Origin of the sequence: Halobaculum sp. EA56 (assembly GCF_051195075.1) — an archaeon.
Classification (GTDB): domain Archaea; phylum Halobacteriota; class Halobacteria; order Halobacteriales; family Haloferacaceae; genus Halobaculum.
Map to the genome: position 1 here is coordinate 1 of NZ_JBNTJX010000019.1, position 19,165 is coordinate 19,165.

Here is a 19,165-nt window from a genome sequence, read left to right on the forward strand (position 1 = left end):
TTTGCTTCACACACGCGGTCCGCTGGTTCACCGTTAAACCGGCAGATATCTGCGTTTCAGCGTTTTTCAAGCCGGAACAGCTGTTGATGAAGAATACAGAATTAGTGTCTCACGTCAGGATTCCGCTAGCACACCTTTAGAAGCACTCTCGAAGTCGTTCAGAGGCTGTATTAAGTCCACCATCGGACTGCAAGCCTTGCAGGTAATTGGCCGAACACTGCCTGCAAGGAACGAGGAGGGTGACCGCTGATGGCGACGTCCAAGTCCCCGGACGTGTGTGGCGCCCTCGGCTGCAGGGCGGACCCGGAGGTCGTGATCGACCTTGACGGCGAGGAGCGCACGGTGTGTGGGCCGCACGCTCGCACCGCGGAGGACCTCCGCGACGCCGAGGTGGTCAAGCGTGTCTGAGGACGTCGACGATCTCGCGGAGCGCCTCGACGGCGTCCAGTCGGTCGCTCAGACCGCGCTGCAGCAGGTTGCTGATCTCCGCGACGAACTCGCGGAGAAGGAGAAGACGATCGAGCGCCTCGAGTACCGCATCGCCGAGCTCGAGGGTCGCGTTGATCCCGACCCACACGCGAAGGACTACGACGATCTCGAGCGCCCCGAGAAGGTCCGGATGGTCCGCCAAGAACTCGTCCGGCGTGCGGAGGCCACGAACGGGAAAGCCGCCCTGGACTACTCCGATGTTCAGTGGTCCGTGTTCGACGGCCACGCTTCCGCACGGCACTGCTACGACCTGATGGAGCTTGCCGCCCAAGAGGACGGCTTCGTCGAGGACGACTCCGGAACCCGTCGCATCACCGTCGACGTGAGCGAGGTCAACGATTCCTCGCTCTTTGTTGGCGGGAACAATCGCGCCGAGGAGGTGGACGTCTGAGATGACGGTTCACCAGCTCCCGAACCCACCGCCGGTTGATCTGAGCTAAAGTTCGGTTGTAGTAGCAGTTGTAAGCAAGTGTTCGGGAGTGACGGGTCTACCGTCTCGGTGCGTCTCGTGCTCCCGGATTTCGGCGGGAAACGGCTCCGACGCCGTTGTTCCCGTCAACAAAACCACGACCCCACACGATGCACGACACGACACACGACAGGCCGGATCGGCACTCAACCGCGACGCAGCTGCAGGAGGTGGAGACCTGATGCCGTCGACCGCCGCCACGCGCTCAGACGTAGAGGTGTTGGTCGGGTTCCTCCGGAACGAGTACAAGGAGGCTGTCTACGAGCTCGCCCAACACTACCCGAAGGAGCAGCGGTCGCTGTACATCGACTACGACGACCTCTATCGCTGGGATCACACGTGGGCGGAGGAGTACCTCAAGCACCCGTCGACGCGCAACGACGACCTCGAAGAGGCGCTCCGGACGATCGAGTTGCCGGCGGACATCAGCCTCTCGCAGGCACACGTCCGCGTGTACAACCTGCCGGAGGAGGAGACGTACTTCCCAGGCGAGTACTCGCCGACCCGCCGGCACGAAGAGAAGCCATTCGTGGCCCTGCAAGGGCAGGTCGAGCAGGCGACCAACACGTCGCCGACGATCGTCGAGGCGGCCTTCGAATGCCAGCGCTGCGGGACGCCGACCTACATCCCACAGAACGACACGGGCTTCCAAGAGCCACACGAGTGCCAGGGCTGCGAGCGCCAGGGACCGTTCCGCGTCGACAACCACGAGTCGAACTTCGTCGACGGGCAGAAGCTCCGGCTGAAAGAGCCACCGGAGCGTGCCCCCAGCGGGAACGGGAAGACGATCGACGTCTACGTCGAGGACGACCTGTGCAAGCAGGCCGACGCCGGCGACCGTGTCGTGATCACGGGCACGCTCGAACTCGAGCAGGTCACGCGCGGACAGCAGAAGACGACGAACTTCGAGCCGTACCTGGTCGGGGAGTCGATCGAGATCTCCGACACCGACTACGACGACCTGGACATCACGCCCGAGGAGGAGGAGCGTATCATCGAGCTTTCGAACGACGAGATATTCCGACGGGCTCGCGAGTCCATCGCGACGGGCATCACCGGCGAAAAGTACGAGCCGATCAAGGAGGCGATGTTCCTGTCGCTCATCGGCGGCGAGCGCGTCGAGTTCGACGACGGGACGGCCGTCCGCGGTGATGAGCACATCCTGTTGATCGGCGAGCGCGCGACGGGGAAGTCAACGCTTCTCGAGGCCGTCCAGGCGATCGCCCCGCGCAGTGTTTCAGCGAGCGGCAAGGGCTCGACCGTCGCGGGGTTGATCGGCGCCGCCGTTCAGAATGACTTCGGCGACGCCGAGTGGACGATCGAGGGCGGCGCGCTCGTCCAGGCACACAACGGAGTGTGCGCGATGGACGAGCTGGACAAGATGGATGCCGAAGTGGCATCGTCGATGCACGACGCGCTTGCGAAGCAGCGGATCCCCATCAGCAAGGCTGGGATCAACACGACGCTACAGGCGGAGACGACGGTCGTCGCCGCGGCCAACCCGAAGTACGAGCGCTGGGATGAGTACGAGGACCTGTCCGACCAGCTGGGGTTCTCGGGCACGTTGCTCTCACGGTTCGGACTCGTCTATCGCCTCGAGGACGAGGTCGATCCGGAGCAGGACCGGCAGATGGCGACGGCGACCGTCGCCCGCAAGGAGGCGAAGAAAGCGGCCGACGCTGCCGACGGCGCGGTCGAGCAGTGGGAAGACGACACCGGCGTCTCGCCGGATCCATCCATCCCGCACGAGCTGCTCCGGAAGTACATCGCCTACGCGAAGCGACAGCCGGCGCCGCGGTTCCGGCCGCCGAGCGAGCGCAGTGACTCCGTTTCGGAGTTCAAGGCGATGATCGACTCGTACGTTCAGTTCCGCCAGGTCAACGGGCAAGACGACGACGCGCCCATCCCCATCAGCGCTCGGAAGCTCGAGGACATCCACCGTCTCGCGGAGGCGTCCGCCCGCGGCCGGCTCTCCCAGTGGATCGAGGAAGAAGACATCGACCGGGCGCGCTACCACGTTGGCGTGTCGCTGCGGCAGTACGGGCAGAACGAAGACGGTGAGTTCGACGCTGACGCGACCGAGACTGGAACGCCGTCGACGCAGCGTGACCGGGAGAAGACGATCGAGAAGCTGCTGAAAGAGCATGAGGACGAGTACGAGGAGGCGGGCGTTCCGAAGGAGGACCTCATCGAGTTTGCCGCAGAGGCAGGCATCGACGAGGACGACACTCGGAAGACGGTCAAGAAGCTGACCGAGCACAAGGGCTGGGCGTACACGCCGCGCCATGACCGTGTGAAGTGGCTCGGGAGGGGTGCGTAGATGCCGTCCGAGCACTCGCCCGCCGACCAGTCCGACCGGCAGACGTTCCCCGACCGCGCCGAGACGATTGGCGAGGACCCGGCCCGGTGGCTCGATCGGTCACTTCCCGAGCTGCCGGACGAGGACGAGGTCGTGCCGGCGTATGACCGCATCGCCTCGATCGACCGCATCGGCGTCCTCAACACGTGGAAGCTCGTCGAGCGAGACCTCGACCGCGGAGAAGACGGGGGTCCCCGTGGGTACGTGATGCAGCGCCTCGACGAGCGACTGCAGGGCCTCCTTGAGCACGGCGAGCGTCCACCACCTGAGGAGATCGCCGCCGTTCGCGAGGCCGTCCGCGCCGAGCATCCCGAGTGGGACGAGATGGCCGAGGTGGACCGGCCGTCGCGACCGGTGCCGCGGGGGCCGACGCCGGGCACCGACCGCTACGAGCGCGAGCAGCAGACCGACAGCGGCACGGAAGCCAGCGGGATCGAGGACTTCGCGGTCGCGACCGACGGAGGTGATGCGGAGTGAGCGACACCGATATGTCGTTCGTACAGACCGGCGGGAAAGACGACTGGCAGACACCTACCACCGTCACTGCTCCGATCGTTGATGCACACGGTGGTATCGACCTTGACCCGTGTGCAGGCTCGGAAACAGACATCGGAGAAGTGAATTTCCGCCCACCAAAGAACGGACTCGCGAGGCGATGGGAAGGGGTGGTCTTCGTCAACCCACCGTTCAGCGCGAAGGCTGACTGGCTCGCGAAGGCTGTCGAGGAGTCTAAGCGCTCGCAGGTCGATGTCGTGTACGTCCTCACGCCGGATGCGACGGACGTCGCTGCCTGGTGGCACGAGTTCATCGCCGCCGAAGCGTCGGTCACCTGGTTCGCAACCTCGCGCGTGAACTTCATCGACCCTGCCGAGGGGGAGGCAGTCAGCGGCGTCCCGTTCAACACGGCGATCTCCGTGTTCGGCGAGGCGCCAGACGAGTTACTCCGACATTGGGACGAGACGGGCGATCTCGTCTTCCGCCCGCAGAACGCAGGGTGGTCGGTGTGAGTCGTTCGAAGGGCGACCGCGCCGAGCGCGAGTTGTCGAACCTCCTCGAAGACCGCTACCGGTTCGCGGCGATGCCAGCGGGCTCGTCGGGATCGGGGACTGACCGCGCCCGCCCGGACATCATGGCTGCCCGTCGCCGCCTTGGCCGGAAGCGTGGGGCGTGGGACACGCCGCCCACCTATTCGGAGACGAAGGCGATCGAGGTGAAGGCCTGGAGGAACGCGAAGGGGCAACTCGACGCTGACGAGGTCCGCGCGCTGCGGTCGTTCGCGACGCGCGCCGGCGGGACGGCGCTGATCGTGATCAAGCCTGACCTCCGGGGCCACGACCAGTGGCACGTGTTCGAGGCGTGGGAGCTGCACAGCATCGCGGGCTCGGGCTTCTCCGTCCGCGACGACGAACTCCCCGGCGACACGCTCGACGAGGCTTTCGGACCTCGCTACGACACGGAGGCCAACAGATGACCCGGACGACATCAATCCCAGACGACCATCACGACCTGCCTCCGAGCGCGAAGCTCGTGTACACTGTCCTCGACTACGCAGACGAGCCGCTTACTCAGCAGGAGATCCGCGAACGGTCGGCCCTCACCGGCCGGACCGCTCGCTACGCGCTCGAACGCCTCGAGGAGCGCGGCCTCATCGAGTCACGGCCGTCGGTCACCGACGCCCGCCAGCAGCTGTACAAGCCGTCCCCCTCCCCCTAATCCGTACATATCGGCCGGAACCGGTCGCGCTTTTCTGCTGTAGGCCTGTGTTCACACCAGACGCACAGCCCACAGCGTCGTCGCCACCTCAGGGATGATCGGCGACGTTGGCCCCGACCAGCCTTCGGCCTGTCCTGTTCCCGGATGTCCACCAGCACACACTCATCCACGGCGTCGCCCGTACCGCGCGTCCAGCCCGGCAACGCGTTCGACGAGCTCATCTTCTTCTCCCGCTCGACCTGCTCGGAGTGTTTCGCACACCTCCGCGACATCGAGCACGTCGCCGTCGAGCATGGCGCCGTTGGGACTCGCGAGCGGACGCTGGCGTTCCCGACCGCCAACGCTGTCCGCGGCTACGTGAGTGATCGCCGCGCGACCGAGCCGAAGACGTTCTGCCGGGAGTGCGGCAGCGAGTCGGGCCGTGCTCTCGACCGGACCCTGTCGCAACGCGAAGCCGTCGAGCGAGCCCACCGTCTCGCCGACCGCCTCGACGCCATGGACGTTCCGGCCGTCGAAGATGTCCTGGTGCATGCCGTCCGCCGGCTCAAGAGCGACGAGCGCATCCAGGGCTACGACCGCGAGATCTTCGCCCGGGCCACCAAGCTCGCCATCCAGTACGCACAGCGGTAACCTCCCCGGACCCCACCATGCCCGCGACGTCGTGGCCTGCTGACCCGACGCATCTGACGGTTCGCTTCCCGTTCGCCGGCCGCGTCCTCGAGGGTGTCGTTCGCGAGGCGTTCCTCGCACCGGACGTCACCGGGATCACAGTCATCTTCCGCGTGCTCGTCGACGGCACCATCTACCGGACGACGCGGCGAGAGGCCGAGCCCATTCCCGACCGCTACTGAGCGACCCCCGTTTGCACTGCCCTCGCCACGAGGCAGGAGGGGATGCACCGCTCGTCAACCGGCCGGCCCGCGTTTCGCCAGCGCGCCACCTCGTCTCCTTCGTGATCACCGACCACATCGGCCGGCCGCCCCGACCGCGTGACGGTCACGCTCCTCGACACCCGAGCGAGCGCCGGGGTTCGACTCCCCGACGCGGTCTTTCGACGCCCACAGATGCTCCCATGTCCACGCACAGCACCACCCGCGACGACGTCTCGATCTGGAACCACGCAGTAGCCCGGAGATTCGGCATGACTGTCATCCTCTACAAGAGCCTGAAGGTCCTCCTCCAGCTGGTCGGCGTTGCCGGCGGGCTGTACGCGCTCAGCCTCGGCGCCAAGCCCACGCTGTCGCTCATCCTCATCGCCGTGATGGTCGCCGGCCCAGAGGCCCTGGAGATCCTCCTCGCGAACGTCGAGGATCCAACTCGCTCGTCGAACAGGGGTGACGATTAACGATGGCGAGGACACGCGCGATTCGTGACGCACTCCTCGGGCCGCTGTTCGCACTTCTGGTGTTCACGTATCGGCAGTTCGTCCTCGGCAATCCCTACGTTGCTGCCGCGGGCGCCGTCGGCGTGCTCGCGGTCGGCCTCGCGTACCGCTATGTCGACGCTCACGTCATCGAGGCTGCCGTCGAGGCCGGCGACGTCGAGGATATCAAACCCGTGCTCCGCCGGCTCGGCCGGTGGGTCCGCAGACGACGGAAGAGGTGACCATGCCCGGGAAACGACTCCGCTTCGAAAACGGCGAGGTACAAGACGATGATGAGGACGAGGACGAAGATGAAGACGAGGAGGACGAGTAGTGATCGCGAACCCGTTCGTCAGGCTGTTCGAGGCGCCGGTCGAGACTCTCGCCGTACTCGGCTACGCGCTCTTGCTCGCGACGCTGCTCGTCCTGACGCTCGCCGCCTGCTGGCGCAACGGGATCACGCTCTACGTCCGGTGGGAACGGCAGCGCCCGACGCAGTGGCAGTACGTCCCGCCGATCGACTTCATCCTCCGCGCCGCGGCGATCCCGTTCGTCCTCGCCGTCGACGCGTGGGCGCTGGCGGCGCTCGTATGGCTGCTCGCGTGATCACCCCATGAGCCCCCCAACTTCCAGGAACACCTCATGAGCCCCTCGATGAACTACGGCGAGCACGGCCGCTGCGAGGCGACGTCCAAGTCGACCGGAGAGCGGTGCGGCCGCCCCGCCGTCGGTGAGCACGGGAAGTGCGACATCCACGGCGGGAAGTCCAAGCGCGGCGAGGAGAGCCCGACGTTCGAGCATGGGCTCTTCAGCGACCACCTCTCGGAAGAGGATCGCGACGCCGTCGACGCGCTCGCCGAGCTCGACAACGCTGAGAAGCTCGAGGAGCTCATCAACTGGCGGCTGGCTCGCCTCCGTCGGTACCTCCGGCAGAAGAACGACGCTGAGCGTGAGTCCTTCTTCGACAAGTTCGACATGATGGTGCAGGAGGGTCGGAAGAACGGCGATCCCGGCCTCTCGGCGAAGCAGATCAAGGAGTTGGCGAAGGCGCTGAGCATCAACAACCGCGCCGCCCAGGAGGAGATCGACCTCGTTCGGAAACTCATCAAGGCGCACGACAAGATCGCCGGCGACGGCGGTGGTGTCGGTGGTCTTCGCGACCTCTTCGGTGGTGGTGACGAGTGAGCACGTCCACGCCGGCGCCGTCGGACGTCGACCTCTCGCGATACACGGACGGCGAGGATCGCTACGTCCGGTTCGCTCGCGAGGTCCTCGGTATCAACCTGGCAGCCCAACAGGAGCAGATCCTGCGCTCGCTCGCGACGAACCAGCGGACGGTCATCATGTCGGGGAACGGCCCGGGGAAGTCCTTCGGCGTCGCGATCGCCAAGCTGGCGTTCCTGTTCACGAACCCCGGCGCGACCGTACTCGGGACGTCCGGGTCGTACTCGCAGTACGTCGACGCGGTCTGGCGGCCGATGAAGAGTCTCCACTCGCGCCTTGAGGAGCGCCTTCCAGTCGACCTGGGAAGCCCGACCGACGGCGGCCAGCCGACGCTCGAACTCGAGACGGACTGGTTCGCGAAGGTCGTCTCCCCGCGGGACCCCGGCGACCTCGAGGGGCGCCACGCCGACGCCGTCCTGGTCGTGATCGAGGAGGCGGACAAGGCCTACATCGGCGACGAGCACTTCGACAGCGCGGGCTCGTCGGTGACGGACGCCGACGACCGGATGCTCGCCATCTGCAACCCTCCGCGAGACGAGTCCAACGCCGTCTACGATCGGCTGGAGTCCGACCGGTGGGAGACGATCCAGTTCTCGACGCTGGAGAGCCACAACGTCCGCGTCGACGCCGGCGAGCTCGAAGCCGAGAAGATCCCCGGTATCACCGACCTGGACACCATCCGCGACGACTGGGTCGAGTGGAACGCCGCCGACTGGCCCGGGATCGAGCAGGCGCGTGCGTGGTCCGACCCGGACCATCCCGACTTCCGCGAGGACCTCGACGAGCGCTGGTACCGGCGACGCGCCGGCGTCATCCCGCCGGCGGCCGCCGCCGCCCACCGGCCGATCGAGCGCGCCGACGTGAAGGCCGCGTGGGAGCGCACGCCGGCGACAGTCACCGACGAACCGCAGGCGTCTGCGGTGGACGTCGCCCGCTCCGGCGCCGACGACACCGTCGCCTCCAGCGTGTTCGAGCAGTTGCTCTCCATCCGCTACGAGCAGCCCGGTGACACCCACACGGCACAGCGGGACGACCTCACCGACACCTTCGGCGGCGACGACGATCACGTGATCGCCGTCGACTCGCTGGGTGAAGGCTCGGGCCTCGCGGACATGCTCGAGGAGCGCTTCCCCGAGGTCATCCGATTCGGCGCCGGCAAGGAGCCCGCTGCGCCCGAAGCCTACTACTCGTGCTGGGAGGAGGGTCTCGACCTGCTGGGCGACTGGCTCGCGAACGGCGGGAGCATCGAGGACCGGAAGCTCTACGAGGAGCTCCTCATCGTTGCCCGCACGGTCGAGTTCGAAGAGCGCCACTACGCGAGCCGCGGGACGGAGGTCCTCAAGGCGACGGCGTCGAAGTCCGACATCAAGGATCGCCTTGGCCGGTCGCCGGACCGCCTCGACGCCGCCTACATGGCTGTCTGGGCCCGCGACTCTGGCGCGCTCGCGGGCATCCCGACCGTCACCGCTCGGCTCGGCGACTCCGACGACGAGCGCAGCGAGTTCCGCGACTCGCCGATCGGACAGGCTGTCGAGGAGTTCCGCCGCAACCAACGCGGAGGGTTCGGCCGATGAGCATCGGCGCCGACATCGGGATTCCGCACGACCCGAGTAACCAGCGCCCAGCGGACCCGCCGGAGACGATCGAGGCGCCGCTGGACACCATGCCGACGTCGTCCTTCTCCTCGTCCAACGTCCACTCGGCGCTGTACGACTACGGCCGGTCCGAGCTGTACGTCCGCTACCTCCGGGACGGGCCGGACGCCATCTACCGTTACTGGAGTGTCGGCCCGCGGACGTGGTCGGGGCTGAAAGACGCCGGCTCGAAGGGGTCGTACATCAACCGGAACATCGCCTTCGACTACCCATACACGCTGCTGACGAAGGGCGACTTCCCGCAGCGGGGACGCGGGCTCGACAACGACCTCGCCCGGCGGTTCGTGACGACGCCGTAGCCTTGGAGGACCCTACTCATGAGCATCTTCGAGAAAGCCACACGAGAAGTCGAGCAGCGCGAGTACGGCGACAGTGACGACGTCGCGGAACTGGCCGCGACAACCGCCGCGAAGGTGACAGCCGTCGGCGCGCGCGACGCAACCGTCGAGGTCGCCGGCGAGTCGGTCCCGATCGAGGAGCCGGAGACGTCAAAGACGACCGACGACGGCACGTGGATCACGGGTAAGGGCTCGCATGGCCGCCCCCGCGGTCGCGACGCCCTTGAGGCGCGGCAGATCGTCCAGACGAGCGCGATGCAGGCCATCGCGAACGGCGTCACGGACCAGCTCGTCGGCGGGGAACTCGTCGCCGAGAGTGACGACGGTGAGGTGTCCGATATCGAGGCCGACGTGTGGGCGCTCCTGAAACAGGTGATCCAGGGCCCGCACCTCGGTGGCTACGACCTCGACGACCTCATCACGGCCGCCGTCGAAGACATGCTCGGCCCGGGGCAGGCCTACTGGCAGCTCCACCCGCCGGCGGACGAGGCGACCTCTGACCTCCCGGTCGTGTCGCTGTCGATGCTCGACGCCCTCACGATCCGCCATAACGTCAACAAGCACGGCTACCCGCTCGACCCGCCGTACTGGCAGGCGCAGGGTGCTTTCTCGAGCGATGGCGTCGCGAACCTTGGCAACATCGACCCCGTCCCGCTCCAGGAGGAGCAGCTCGCGGTGATGCACTACCCGCGTGGTCACCGGAGTCACTCGCTGTACCCGCAGAGCCCCAGCCTGCAGGTCAAGGAATGGCTGGAGATCCTCGCGAACTCGACGACGCATCACAACCGCTTCTACTCGGACAACGAGATCCCGCCCGGGCTCATCCAGGTGATGGGCGCCCAGAACGTCGACGCGATCAAAGACAAGATCGAAGCGGCCTCTGGCGACCCGCGCGACGTCCCGGTCATCGGCGGGGACGGCGGTGCCCAGTGGATCGAACTGGGCGGGACGGCGGTCAATCTCAACATCATCGAGGAGCAGAAGTGGTTCTTCCAGATGTGTCTCGCGAGCCTCGGCCTCGGAAAGCAGGAGCTGGGGTTCATCGAGGACGTCAACCGGAGCAACGGCGAGGTCGAGTCCACCCGCGTGTTCAAGCGCATCGCGGGGCCGTTCGCCAAGCAGTTCGAGAACGCCTTCCAGCACATCGCCGAGCAGTTCGACGTCTACACCGCTCTCGAGGATCCGTTCTCGATCCGGATCCGGTTCTCCGACCCACGCGAGGAACGCGCTCGCGAGCAGCGCCTGCGGGACATGTACCAGGCCGGCGGGCTCACCCTGCGGCAGTACATCCGCCGGCGCGGAGACGAGGATCTCGCGGACGCCGACCTCTCGGTCGAGATCAACGGTGAGACAGTCGACTACGGCGACCACCCGAAACACGTGGTCGATGCGCTCCTCCGTGATGCCCGGACTGACGAGGACGCCGACGCGGACATGACGGACAGCCCGCCGTACGACGAGTAGTCACCGCCCGACTGATTCCCGATGACCGACGCTCGCCGTGGGGCGTCCGAGGGTCACCATCGCCACGGCACTGTTCTGAGGGATACGAGATGACCACCTCCGACGACCCGGAGCATCGCGCATATCACCACGGCACCCCCGACCGCGTCAGCGTTCGCGAGGAGGACGACGGCACGTTCGTCGTCCGGATGCCGATCGCCTCGACCGGCGAGGTCCGCAACGAGGGCGACGATCCGCTCACGCGGGAAGAGCTGGCAGGGATGGCCGAACAGGTCGACCGCGGCGAGGCCGGCGTGTTCCTCGACCACGGGATGAGCGACCTGGGTGGCTGGCGCTACTCGGCGGTCGGCAAGGTCGGCGAGTGGACGAACGCCGAGCTCGTCGACGCGCAGGCCGAGCCGGACGCGCAGCTCCTCGAGGCCGACGCGCGGCTGATGGACCCCGACACGCTCTCGGACACGACCGGGAGCGTCCGGGAGGCTCTCGCCGCGATCAAGGCACAGGCCGAGCGCAACATCGGCCTCTCCTCGAGCATTGGCTGGCGCGACGACGAGGATGCGCCGGGCGGTGTCGACTTGATGGAAGCATCCATCGTCGGCATCCCGGCGGATCCCCGGACGACCACGCAGGGCGCGGTCGCCGACGTCGCCCGTGCGGCCGTCGCCGGTCGCGACGATCTCGACGCCGAGGACCGCGAGGCGCTGGTCGAGCAGTTCCGGAGCCTGGTGATGGGACCCGATCCGGGCGAAACCGAGGGCCGCGAGGCCCGTGATTCTGTGACAGACACTGACGATGACCCAGACTCCGGCTCCGAGCCGGACAACGAGAACGGCGCACAGGACGGCGTCTCCGAGAAGCAGTTCCGGGAGATGCTCGACGTCCAGCGCGAGCTCCTGGACGAGATCCAGGCGCTGCGCGAAGACATGGACGACGACGACGAGGACGACGACGAAGACGACGAGGAGGAGGACGACGACCGCGGCGCCGACGGCGAGGACGACGAGCGCTCCACGGAAGAGACGCTCACCGTCGACGGCGACGAGGTGACCGCCGAGGACATCCGCGACCTGCGATCGCAGCTCGACGACGTCGACCCCGACGTGACTGCAGGCGGAGACGGCGGCGGTGAGGATGGCGAGGAACAGCGCGAGAACGAGCCCGCAGACCCGAAGAACCTCCTGTAGGAGGAGACGATGTCCGCAACTTCTGACAACACCAACTTCGACGACCTGAGCACGGACCGCGATATCGCGGCCCGGCTCGCGTCCCCGACACAGAGCAACGCCCAGACGATCTACGACACGCTGCTGCGCGCGTTCGGCATGCCCGAGGTGCCCATCGAGCAGGGGCGCGTCGGCATCCCGATCTCGCACATCAAGGAGCAGCTGTGGAAGAGCCACCAGCGCGCCGAGGATGACCCCGAGGCGACGACTCGCGCCGAGGAGCAGTTCGGCACGCGCTCGCCGTTCGCGGCCGCCGCGGCCGCCGGCGACGGCTACCACGACCTCGGCGACGCCGAGCGCATCGGTGCCCTCGAGGAGATGAACGAGCGCGCTGCGATCGACTACTCGGTCGTCGGCGCTGCCTCGCCGGTCGAGGTCGACCCGCGACTCGTCGACATCCAGCGCTCGGCCGCGCCGGTCCTCGGTGTGATCCCGACGCAGGCGCAGGCTGGATTCGAGGCCCAGTACAACATCATCGACGGTCGCAACGACCCGATCGGGATGGTCTCCGAGGCGGAGGCTGCCGGCGACATCTCCAGCCTGAGCGAGGGCGACTTCAGCCTCTCCACGGAGAACAAGCGGATGAAGATCTACCTCGACCAGGCTCGGATCTCCGACTACTCGCAGCGCGCCGAGGACACGCTGCAGTACATGGATCTGAGCCAGACGACCATCGGCCAGCGCACCATCGCCCACGCGCTGTTCAAGGCCAAGCAGCTGTTCTACGGCGACCCCTCGGTCGCGGCCGGCGACAAGTCCATCGAGGACGGCGACGCCTACGAGGGGATGGCGAAGATCTTCGACGGCGCCGGCAACTCGATCGACAAGACGGGTCGGTCGTCCGGGTTCCTCGAAGACCTCCTCGACGAGGTCACCGTCCAGGTGACCAACACGGGTCTGATGTGGGACGCGGCGCGCCTGCTGATGTCGCCGCAGATGTACAACGCCATCTACGACGAGGTCACGCCGACTGTCCGTCTGGATGGCTACGACGCGGACGTCGAGTACGGCCCGCAGGGCCTCGCGATCGGCGTCGAGCAGGGCTCCGTCCAGATCACGCCGTGTGACAACATCCGGAGCTACTCCGGCCTGTCTGGTGTCGGAGCGTCCTCGGACGTCGGTGACGTCTTCCTCATCGACGAGCGCGCCACGCAGTTCCGCCAGCTCGCGCCCTTCAGCACTGTTCCGCTCGGGCGAACCGGGCTCGCGGACAAGGTGGCGATGTTCGAGTACGGCACCCTCATCGACAAGGCGCACGGCAACCACGGCCTCTGGCTCCAGGGCTACGACATCTGAGGTGTGACATGACGCACACCACCACCGTCGAAGAGCGCGTGAGCGACGGCTCCTTCGAGTCGGTGTTCGCGACGCTCGACGTGACTGGGCTGGATGCGGCCGACAGCGAGTCGTTCGACCCGGCAGCCGAGCTCGGGTTCGACACGGTGCTCGGCGTGAGTGTCGAGGGGCTGGAGAACGGCGACCTGTACCAGGCGGCGTTCGACCACCTGGACGGCGCCACACTCCACGTACACAACCTCGACGGCACCGACCCGACCGCCGGCACCGACGTCGGCGAAGTGCGTGTCAAGGTCTCGGGGGACCCCTCGGCATGACGACCGTCGAGCACCCCCGCGCCGGCGATGGGCCGGGCGTCCCGCCCGCGGTCGTCGACGTCAACGGCGAGCATCGGACCGTCGACGAGGACGGCCGCTTCGAGGTCGACGACGAGGCGTGGCTCCGTGGCTTCGCTGACCGACACGGCGTGGACTCGTCTGAACTGGTCCACGAGGAGGATGGGCCGCCCAACGCCAACGCGCCCTTCGACCCGTCCGAGTTCACCGTCGACGAGCTGCGAGACGAGGTGGACGATGTCGACGACCCGGACGCCCTCGAGGCGCTGCGGGCGCACGAACAGCACCAGAAGGATCGCGAGACGGCCGTCGACGCGATCGACGCGCGACTCGACGAGCTGAGCGCCGACGAGGAGTCGGAGGCGTAACGCATGGCGTGGGAGACGATCGAAGCGAATCCCGGCGAACTCGATGAGGCGATCGCCAGCTTCCAGTCTGGCGTCACGTCCATCGACGCCTTCTCCGTCACCTCGCACGGACACAACCGAGTTGTCGCGCTGATTCGGTACTCGCCCTGATCATGGTGGGGTTTTGCGAGCCCGACGACGTCCGCCAGGTACTCCAGAAGCGCGAACTCACTGGCACCATTTCAGCGTCGATGATCACGCCGGCGATCACTGGCGTGTCGGGCTGGTTCGCTCGCCAGACGAACGGCCACTGGTACGATTCCAGCGCCGCGTCTGGGGACGAGATCGACACGACGGCCGCATCAGCGACGGGGGTCCGCCTCGATGTCCCCAGCGGTCCCCACCGGAAGGACCGGCAGCTGTTCCACGACGACACTGGCGCTCGCTACCCCACGACGACACACGGCCCGTACGCGAAGATCCGCCTGCCCCACCCGTACGTGCAGACGGTCACAGCACTGCTCGTCCGCGGTCGTGGCGGCGACGTCGACGACTGGGTCGCCAGCGCCGAGAAGACCGAAGGTCGCGGTGAGGACTACTACATCGAGGCCCGTGGGCAGGACAGCTACGGGCGGACGTATCTGTACATTCGGGCCGCGAGCATCGGCGCCCGCGTCGACTACGACGGCCTGCTGACGCTCGAGTACGACTACGGCTTGGACGCACAGGACACTTCGTGGGACGACGTGCGCCGCGGCGTGGCGCTGTTGGCGGCCGCGCAAGTCGTGAGTGATGACGACGTCCTCACGGCGATCCCAGACAACGGCCAGCTCATCGGCGTCGCGACGCAGCGCGACCAGCACGTCGCGGACGCGATCGGCGAGGCGTGGTCGCTGCTGTCGCCGTACCTCTCCGTGGAGGTGCGGTGATGCGGCCCACCCAGCCCTACCGCGCCCTGCGTGCCGGCGCCGGCGCGCTCGTGCTCGCGAGCGGCTACGCGGTGTTCGGTCGCCGGACGATGAGCGCGGCCGTCGACGAGGCGCAGGAGCTGACCGACGGATCGGACCCAAGTGGTGGTGACTCTGATGGCAACGCTTGAGTCCGGATTCGAGGACAACCTCCGCGAGGCGCTGCTGGACGAGCTCAAAAAGAAGTTCGAGGACGAGCTCGGCCCGCTGCTCATCGCGACGGCGCGGGAGAACTTCCAGCGCTACGCCTCGGCGAACGGATACGACATCGACCACATCTGGGAGGACGTCGAGGGCCCGATCGTCGAACGGAACGGCGACAGCGTCCAGTTCCGGGTCGAGTGGCCCGAGCTGACCGCGCTGTTCGAGTTTGGCGTCTCGCCGCACACCATCGAGGGCAACCCCGTGCTCCACTTCTACTGGGAGAAAATCGACGAGACGATCACCGTCCAGTCGGTCGAATGGGGGAGTGAGACGGGTGGCATCCCGGAGTCGCGGGCCATCCGTGACGCGCTCCACACGTTCCGGCGGGTGGTCCAGGCGTGAGCGCCGAGGTCGACTGGGTGCTCGAGCAGTTCGCGAGCGTCGTCACGTCCATCGCGAACGACTACACGCTCTCCGATGGCAGTTCGGTCACGCTGGAGCGGATCAACCGCGAGGACAGCAAGATCCTCGAGGGCGACATCCGGACACGAACAGCGGAACTCCAGCAGGGGTGCTACGTCGGCGCCGCAAGCGGCAACCCAAGCCGCGAGCCGATCGGCTTCGAGTTCGACAACCGCGTCGAGCCGGTCGTCGGCGTCCGCGTCGAGGGAGTCCACATCGACGAGTTCGGTCACGTCGACCCGGACGGCGCCGACGGCGTCCCGTTCGAGGAACTCGTCCGCCGGCTTCGCCGCGCGCTTCAGGCCGAGCGTCACTACCCCGCCGTCGGGGCGCCGGACACGACGTTCACAACGCTGTTCATCGAGAACGAGGCACCGCAGTCCGACGACTTCGCGGATTACTACCGGACCGATTTCGACGTCCGGTTCCGCGGCTACGAGGAGCTACCAGACACATGATACACAGCACTGAGAGCGGAGGTACAGGATGACCGGTGCCGGCACAGAGACGGTCGCCATCAAGCGCGAGCCGGACGGCGACTACATGGGCACGCCCGGTGGGTCGACGTTCTACAACGTCGGCGCCGACGCGTCGCTCACGCCGGTCGAGCTACAGAACGCGCTCCAGCGGATGCGGAACTTCTCCGCGGAGCCGGTCAACTCCCGTGAGACGACGCTCGAGGGCGCCGCGACCATCACCGGGACGGTCACAGAAGACACCATCTGGCTACTGAACCACCACATGGGCTCCCCGCCGACGCAGTCCGGAACCGGTCCATACGACTACACCTGGACGGTCGAACCCGGCCGCTGTCAGTCGTTCCGGATCTGGGCGGGGCTCGACTACCTCAACGGGACGGCCGAGCGTGTCGCGAAGGGCGCCATCATCCCGCAGATCGACTTCGAGTGCAACGTGGGTGAGTCGGTCACGTTCAACGCGACCGTGCTCTACGGCGACGAGCTGCTCAACACGTCGCTCACACCCGGCTCGCAGCCATCGCCGACGGGACCCGAGCTCATGTTCCACGGCGGCTCGTTGTCGATCGGGGGGAACGCACAGACAAAGATGGAGTCGGCGACGCTGTCGATGAACACCGGCGCGCGCTTCCAGCGCGACTGGCAGCGGGTGCCCGCCGACGCCGTCATCGGTCCCGTCGAGCACACGCTCACGCCGACGAAGGTGATCGACGCGACCGACCTCCTACAGCTGGCATACGGGAACTCGTCGGCACCGGTCAAAAGCACGGAGCTGTCCGGAGTGAGTGCGTCGCTGACGTTTTCGAGCGGCGGCACCACTGAGGCCGACTTCCCGTGTACCAACGTGAAGCCGAACAACTACAGCTGGGAGAACTTCGGTGACGCCGAGGCCGATCGGCTGGAGAACACCGAGTTGTTCGTCGACAGCATCGAGCCGGTGCTGACGACCGACACGTCGAGCGCGAGGTGACCATGTCCGAGACAACTACTCTCGTCGTCTCCGATGTCGTCGACGAGCTCGACGAGCGCCTGGACGAGATCGCCGACGAGGCCGAGCGTGCCGCCGACGGCTCCGACGAACAGGCACGCCTCGACCAGCAGGGCGTCCAACTCGAACAGCGGATGCGTGCGTTCGAGCGCGCCGCCGCTGAGTGGGAGCCCGACGCCGAGTTCGTCATCCAGTCGCTCTCGCCCGGCGAGCGGGCGCAGTTTGGCGACCTCCTTGAGGCTGCACGTAACCAGATGACCGCGGAGACGGAGGCCGCGAACCTCCGAGATCTGTACTGGGTCGGGGCCGGCCTCGTCGACGCGCCGTTCCTCGAGGGTGGGGAATCCATCCAGCAGCGGGTCGTCGCGATTCGCGACCTCGACGGCTGGGCGTGGCACCTCATTCAGTACCTGAAGCAGGAGGTCACCAAGGAGAACAGCCTGGGAAACGGGAACAGGAGCAGCTACGCCGAGCGGCGTACGGCGAACAGGCAGCCCCAGACGCAGAGGTGACCTTCGCCGTGATGGCCGCCGCCGCGACGCTGGGAATGCCGCCCAAACGCGTTCGAGAGGAACTCTCGTGGAGGGAAATCGAGCAGTTGCTCGTGTGTCTCCCCGGTATCGAACGGCTGCGGATGCTCGCCCTCGCAGGCGGTGGTGACGAGTGACCGAGTTCGACGTCGACGCTGTCTTCGACGCCACGGTGGCTCCGGAGTCGCTGCGCTCGGCACGCCAGACGATCGAAGACGAGCTCGGTAGCATCGAGGTCCAGGTCGCCGCACAGACCGGCGCCGGCGGTCGCGACCGGATCGCCGGCCGTGAGCGGGCGATGGAGCGTCAGCTCCAGACGCAGCAGGTCGACGCGCTTACGGATATCCAGGGGGCGCTCGACGAGCCCGGCGCTGCGCCGGCCGTCCTCGACGAGTGGGACGTCGAACACGAACTCTCCGAGCGCCGGAACGAGATTCTCCTCGAGATCCTCGACCAGCAACAGGAGTCCGACTTCGACCGAGCGAAGCAACTCGGGCAGCTTGGCGCGACGCTGGGCGCGACGGCAGCGCTTATCACGGCCGGACTCGCTGGGATCGCGGGTGCGATTCCCGATGTTCCGAGGACGTCGCCAGGAGCGCCGGCCCCCGACCCGAATTTCAAACCGCCGGGCGGCGGTGGATCGGCACCCGTGCCGGTTGCGCCAGGCGGAGATCTGACGCGAGGACCGTCGGGGGACGTGACGTTCGGGCCAGACGGAACGCCGTCGCCCAAACCTGGGCCGCTCGGAGACGTTGGGCCTGGGGAAGTCATCGGGGGGGTTCTCGCGGCAACTGGAATCGGTGCCCTCACGCGTCAACTCGGCCGTGGGACTCCGTCACCCGGCGCCTCAGCGGCAGCGCCTTTCGCACTTCCCTCTATACTGGCTGCACAGGATGCACAGCGTGGTGGTAATGGCGAGCGCGGCCTGCTCGAACGGCTTTTCGGCGTCAATCTCTCGAAAGGCGGTGGTCAACGCGGAGGCGTCGCACCGGCGGCGATTCTTCCGTTCGGGGCTGCCCGAACCGGTGCCCGGATCGGTCGAGAGATCCGGCAGAACCGTGCTGGTCAACAGAAACAGAAGCGCGGCGGCGACACCTCCGTGACGGTCAATGTCGACGTGACCGGCGTCTCCGAACGCGAACTTGACCAGGCGTTGAAACAGGCAAAAAACGAAGTACTGAACGAAGTGTCTCAAGGGATCAGCAGCGGCGGGAGCGGAAGCAACCGGCTTAGGAGGTGAGCAAATTGCGTAGCTCACTGATTCGCTGGTGGGTGAATGCCACAACACCAACGAGAGCAGCTGCAACCATTCCGAGGGCGAT

General features: G+C 66.9%; 29 protein-coding genes. All 29 read left to right on the plus strand.

Going from position 1 to position 19,165, the window contains the following annotated elements; all coding sequences use genetic code 11:
* Positions 1–249: 249 nt before the first annotated feature.
* The 29 genes from ACQUQ1_RS19155 to ACQUQ1_RS19295 all read left to right on the plus strand — a co-directional run bounded on the left by ACQUQ1_RS19155 (position 250) and on the right by ACQUQ1_RS19295 (position 19,083).
* Positions 250–408: a hypothetical protein gene (locus ACQUQ1_RS19155; protein ID WP_435065865.1), complete on the plus strand. Its 159-nt coding sequence runs from the start codon at positions 250–252 to the stop codon at positions 406–408.
* Positions 401–880, plus strand: coding sequence for a hypothetical protein (locus ACQUQ1_RS19160; protein ID WP_435065866.1), 480 nt, complete (start codon positions 401–403; stop codon positions 878–880). Before ACQUQ1_RS19155 ends, ACQUQ1_RS19160 begins: the two co-directional genes overlap by 8 nt.
* 259 nt (positions 881–1,139) lie before the next feature.
* On the plus strand, positions 1,140–3,278 hold the full coding sequence (locus tag ACQUQ1_RS19165) for a minichromosome maintenance protein MCM (protein ID WP_435065867.1): 2,139 nt from the start codon (positions 1,140–1,142) through the stop codon (positions 3,276–3,278).
* Positions 3,279–3,794: a hypothetical protein gene (locus ACQUQ1_RS19170; protein WP_435065868.1), complete on the plus strand. Its 516-nt coding sequence runs from the start codon at positions 3,279–3,281 to the stop codon at positions 3,792–3,794. It begins immediately after the preceding gene.
* On the plus strand, positions 3,791–4,324 hold the full coding sequence (locus ACQUQ1_RS19175) for a DNA N-6-adenine-methyltransferase (RefSeq protein ID WP_435065869.1): 534 nt from the start codon (positions 3,791–3,793) through the stop codon (positions 4,322–4,324). The genes ACQUQ1_RS19170 and ACQUQ1_RS19175 overlap by 4 nt, the downstream gene beginning before the upstream one ends.
* Positions 4,321–4,788 (plus strand): hypothetical protein, encoded by a 468-nt coding sequence (locus ACQUQ1_RS19180; protein WP_435065870.1) that lies wholly within the window; start codon positions 4,321–4,323, stop codon positions 4,786–4,788. Before ACQUQ1_RS19175 ends, ACQUQ1_RS19180 begins: the two co-directional genes overlap by 4 nt.
* Positions 4,785–5,030, plus strand: a complete 246-nt coding sequence (locus ACQUQ1_RS19185) for a MarR family transcriptional regulator (protein WP_435065871.1) — start codon at positions 4,785–4,787, stop codon at positions 5,028–5,030. The genes ACQUQ1_RS19180 and ACQUQ1_RS19185 overlap by 4 nt, the downstream gene beginning before the upstream one ends.
* Positions 5,031–5,174: 144 nt before the next feature.
* On the plus strand, positions 5,175–5,660 hold the full coding sequence (locus ACQUQ1_RS19190) for a hypothetical protein (RefSeq protein WP_435065872.1): 486 nt from the start codon (positions 5,175–5,177) through the stop codon (positions 5,658–5,660).
* 17 nt (positions 5,661–5,677) lie between these two features.
* The gene (locus tag ACQUQ1_RS19195) at positions 5,678–5,881 is read left to right on the plus strand and encodes a hypothetical protein (RefSeq protein ID WP_435065873.1); all 204 of its coding nucleotides are present in this window, start codon (positions 5,678–5,680) and stop codon (positions 5,879–5,881) included.
* A 290-nt stretch (positions 5,882–6,171) separates the two neighbouring features.
* The gene (locus ACQUQ1_RS19200) at positions 6,172–6,375 is read left to right on the plus strand and encodes a hypothetical protein (RefSeq protein ID WP_435065874.1); all 204 of its coding nucleotides are present in this window, start codon (positions 6,172–6,174) and stop codon (positions 6,373–6,375) included.
* 2 nt (positions 6,376–6,377) lie between these two features.
* Complete coding sequence (locus ACQUQ1_RS19205; RefSeq protein WP_435065875.1) at positions 6,378–6,635, plus strand: hypothetical protein; 258 nt, start codon at positions 6,378–6,380, stop codon at positions 6,633–6,635.
* 91 nt (positions 6,636–6,726) lie between these two features.
* Entirely contained in the window at positions 6,727–6,999 is a 273-nt protein-coding gene (locus ACQUQ1_RS19210) for a hypothetical protein (protein ID WP_435065876.1), read from the plus strand.
* 36 nt (positions 7,000–7,035) lie between these two features.
* Positions 7,036–7,578, plus strand: coding sequence for a hypothetical protein (locus ACQUQ1_RS19215; RefSeq protein WP_435065877.1), 543 nt, complete (start codon positions 7,036–7,038; stop codon positions 7,576–7,578).
* On the plus strand, positions 7,575–9,191 hold the full coding sequence (locus tag ACQUQ1_RS19220; protein ID WP_435065878.1) for a hypothetical protein: 1,617 nt from the start codon (positions 7,575–7,577) through the stop codon (positions 9,189–9,191). Before ACQUQ1_RS19215 ends, ACQUQ1_RS19220 begins: the two co-directional genes overlap by 4 nt.
* Positions 9,188–9,571: a KTSC domain-containing protein gene (locus ACQUQ1_RS19225; protein WP_435065879.1), complete on the plus strand. Its 384-nt coding sequence runs from the start codon at positions 9,188–9,190 to the stop codon at positions 9,569–9,571. The genes ACQUQ1_RS19220 and ACQUQ1_RS19225 overlap by 4 nt, the downstream gene beginning before the upstream one ends.
* A gap of 18 nt (positions 9,572–9,589) precedes the next feature.
* On the plus strand, positions 9,590–11,074 hold the full coding sequence (locus tag ACQUQ1_RS19230; protein ID WP_435065880.1) for a hypothetical protein: 1,485 nt from the start codon (positions 9,590–9,592) through the stop codon (positions 11,072–11,074).
* Between the two features lie 89 nt (positions 11,075–11,163).
* Positions 11,164–12,258: a hypothetical protein gene (locus tag ACQUQ1_RS19235; protein ID WP_435065881.1), complete on the plus strand. Its 1,095-nt coding sequence runs from the start codon at positions 11,164–11,166 to the stop codon at positions 12,256–12,258.
* A gap of 9 nt (positions 12,259–12,267) precedes the next feature.
* On the plus strand, positions 12,268–13,593 hold the full coding sequence (locus ACQUQ1_RS19240) for a hypothetical protein (protein WP_435065882.1): 1,326 nt from the start codon (positions 12,268–12,270) through the stop codon (positions 13,591–13,593).
* Positions 13,594–13,601: 8 nt separating this feature from the next.
* The gene (locus ACQUQ1_RS19245) at positions 13,602–13,910 is read left to right on the plus strand and encodes a hypothetical protein (protein WP_435065883.1); all 309 of its coding nucleotides are present in this window, start codon (positions 13,602–13,604) and stop codon (positions 13,908–13,910) included.
* Positions 13,907–14,296 (plus strand): hypothetical protein, encoded by a 390-nt coding sequence (locus ACQUQ1_RS19250; protein WP_435065884.1) that lies wholly within the window; start codon positions 13,907–13,909, stop codon positions 14,294–14,296. The genes ACQUQ1_RS19245 and ACQUQ1_RS19250 overlap by 4 nt, the downstream gene beginning before the upstream one ends.
* A 3-nt stretch (positions 14,297–14,299) precedes the next feature.
* Positions 14,300–14,446 (plus strand): hypothetical protein, encoded by a 147-nt coding sequence (locus ACQUQ1_RS19255; RefSeq protein ID WP_435065885.1) that lies wholly within the window; start codon positions 14,300–14,302, stop codon positions 14,444–14,446.
* A gap of 2 nt (positions 14,447–14,448) precedes the next feature.
* The gene (locus ACQUQ1_RS19260; RefSeq protein WP_435065886.1) at positions 14,449–15,204 is read left to right on the plus strand and encodes a hypothetical protein; all 756 of its coding nucleotides are present in this window, start codon (positions 14,449–14,451) and stop codon (positions 15,202–15,204) included.
* Positions 15,204–15,374, plus strand: a complete 171-nt coding sequence (locus ACQUQ1_RS19265) for a hypothetical protein (RefSeq protein WP_435065887.1) — start codon at positions 15,204–15,206, stop codon at positions 15,372–15,374. The genes ACQUQ1_RS19260 and ACQUQ1_RS19265 overlap by 1 nt, the downstream gene beginning before the upstream one ends.
* Positions 15,361–15,789: a hypothetical protein gene (locus ACQUQ1_RS19270; RefSeq protein WP_435065888.1), complete on the plus strand. Its 429-nt coding sequence runs from the start codon at positions 15,361–15,363 to the stop codon at positions 15,787–15,789. The genes ACQUQ1_RS19265 and ACQUQ1_RS19270 overlap by 14 nt, the downstream gene beginning before the upstream one ends.
* Positions 15,786–16,307, plus strand: a complete 522-nt coding sequence (locus ACQUQ1_RS19275; protein ID WP_435065889.1) for a hypothetical protein — start codon at positions 15,786–15,788, stop codon at positions 16,305–16,307. The genes ACQUQ1_RS19270 and ACQUQ1_RS19275 overlap by 4 nt, the downstream gene beginning before the upstream one ends.
* Positions 16,308–16,335: 28 nt before the next feature.
* Positions 16,336–17,295: a phage tail tube protein gene (locus ACQUQ1_RS19280; protein ID WP_435065890.1), complete on the plus strand. Its 960-nt coding sequence runs from the start codon at positions 16,336–16,338 to the stop codon at positions 17,293–17,295.
* Between the two features lie 2 nt (positions 17,296–17,297).
* Entirely contained in the window at positions 17,298–17,825 is a 528-nt protein-coding gene (locus ACQUQ1_RS19285; RefSeq protein WP_435065891.1) for a hypothetical protein, read from the plus strand.
* Positions 17,822–17,980 (plus strand): hypothetical protein, encoded by a 159-nt coding sequence (locus ACQUQ1_RS19290; protein WP_435065892.1) that lies wholly within the window; start codon positions 17,822–17,824, stop codon positions 17,978–17,980. The genes ACQUQ1_RS19285 and ACQUQ1_RS19290 overlap by 4 nt, the downstream gene beginning before the upstream one ends.
* A complete protein-coding gene (locus tag ACQUQ1_RS19295; protein ID WP_435065893.1) occupies positions 17,977–19,083 on the plus strand; it encodes a hypothetical protein in 1,107 nt (368 codons plus the stop codon). Before ACQUQ1_RS19290 ends, ACQUQ1_RS19295 begins: the two co-directional genes overlap by 4 nt.
* The last annotated feature ends 82 nt before the right edge of the window (positions 19,084–19,165 follow it).

What these genes read in the sequence shown, in the direction of transcription:
- ACQUQ1_RS19260 (WP_435065886.1), top strand. Translation starts at nt 14,449, where the DNA reads ATGGTGGGGTTTTGCGAGCCCGACGACGTCCGCCAGGTACTCCAGAAG.
- ACQUQ1_RS19250 (WP_435065884.1), top strand. Translation starts at nt 13,907, where the DNA reads ATGACGACCGTCGAGCACCCCCGCGCCGGCGATGGGCCGGGCGTCCCG.
- ACQUQ1_RS19190 (WP_435065872.1), top strand. Translation starts at nt 5,175, where the DNA reads ATGTCCACCAGCACACACTCATCCACGGCGTCGCCCGTACCGCGCGTC.
- ACQUQ1_RS19280 (WP_435065890.1), top strand. Translation starts at nt 16,336, where the DNA reads ATGACCGGTGCCGGCACAGAGACGGTCGCCATCAAGCGCGAGCCGGAC.
- ACQUQ1_RS19230 (WP_435065880.1), top strand. Translation starts at nt 9,590, where the DNA reads ATGAGCATCTTCGAGAAAGCCACACGAGAAGTCGAGCAGCGCGAGTAC.
- ACQUQ1_RS19155 (WP_435065865.1), top strand. Translation starts at nt 250, where the DNA reads ATGGCGACGTCCAAGTCCCCGGACGTGTGTGGCGCCCTCGGCTGCAGG.
- ACQUQ1_RS19240 (WP_435065882.1), top strand. Translation starts at nt 12,268, where the DNA reads ATGTCCGCAACTTCTGACAACACCAACTTCGACGACCTGAGCACGGAC.
- ACQUQ1_RS19235 (WP_435065881.1), top strand. Translation starts at nt 11,164, where the DNA reads ATGACCACCTCCGACGACCCGGAGCATCGCGCATATCACCACGGCACC.
- ACQUQ1_RS19225 (WP_435065879.1), top strand. Translation starts at nt 9,188, where the DNA reads ATGAGCATCGGCGCCGACATCGGGATTCCGCACGACCCGAGTAACCAG.
- ACQUQ1_RS19285 (WP_435065891.1), top strand. Translation starts at nt 17,298, where the DNA reads ATGTCCGAGACAACTACTCTCGTCGTCTCCGATGTCGTCGACGAGCTC.
- ACQUQ1_RS19170 (WP_435065868.1), top strand. Translation starts at nt 3,279, where the DNA reads ATGCCGTCCGAGCACTCGCCCGCCGACCAGTCCGACCGGCAGACGTTC.
- ACQUQ1_RS19200 (WP_435065874.1), top strand. Translation starts at nt 6,172, where the DNA reads ATGACTGTCATCCTCTACAAGAGCCTGAAGGTCCTCCTCCAGCTGGTC.
- ACQUQ1_RS19255 (WP_435065885.1), top strand. Translation starts at nt 14,300, where the DNA reads ATGGCGTGGGAGACGATCGAAGCGAATCCCGGCGAACTCGATGAGGCG.
- ACQUQ1_RS19165 (WP_435065867.1), top strand. Translation starts at nt 1,140, where the DNA reads ATGCCGTCGACCGCCGCCACGCGCTCAGACGTAGAGGTGTTGGTCGGG.
- ACQUQ1_RS19215 (WP_435065877.1), top strand. Translation starts at nt 7,036, where the DNA reads ATGAGCCCCTCGATGAACTACGGCGAGCACGGCCGCTGCGAGGCGACG.
- ACQUQ1_RS19245 (WP_435065883.1), top strand. Translation starts at nt 13,602, where the DNA reads ATGACGCACACCACCACCGTCGAAGAGCGCGTGAGCGACGGCTCCTTC.
- ACQUQ1_RS19270 (WP_435065888.1), top strand. Translation starts at nt 15,361, where the DNA reads ATGGCAACGCTTGAGTCCGGATTCGAGGACAACCTCCGCGAGGCGCTG.
- ACQUQ1_RS19195 (WP_435065873.1), top strand. Translation starts at nt 5,678, where the DNA reads ATGCCCGCGACGTCGTGGCCTGCTGACCCGACGCATCTGACGGTTCGC.
- ACQUQ1_RS19205 (WP_435065875.1), top strand. Translation starts at nt 6,378, where the DNA reads ATGGCGAGGACACGCGCGATTCGTGACGCACTCCTCGGGCCGCTGTTC.
- ACQUQ1_RS19185 (WP_435065871.1), top strand. Translation starts at nt 4,785, where the DNA reads ATGACCCGGACGACATCAATCCCAGACGACCATCACGACCTGCCTCCG.
- ACQUQ1_RS19265 (WP_435065887.1), top strand. Translation starts at nt 15,204, where the DNA reads ATGCGGCCCACCCAGCCCTACCGCGCCCTGCGTGCCGGCGCCGGCGCG.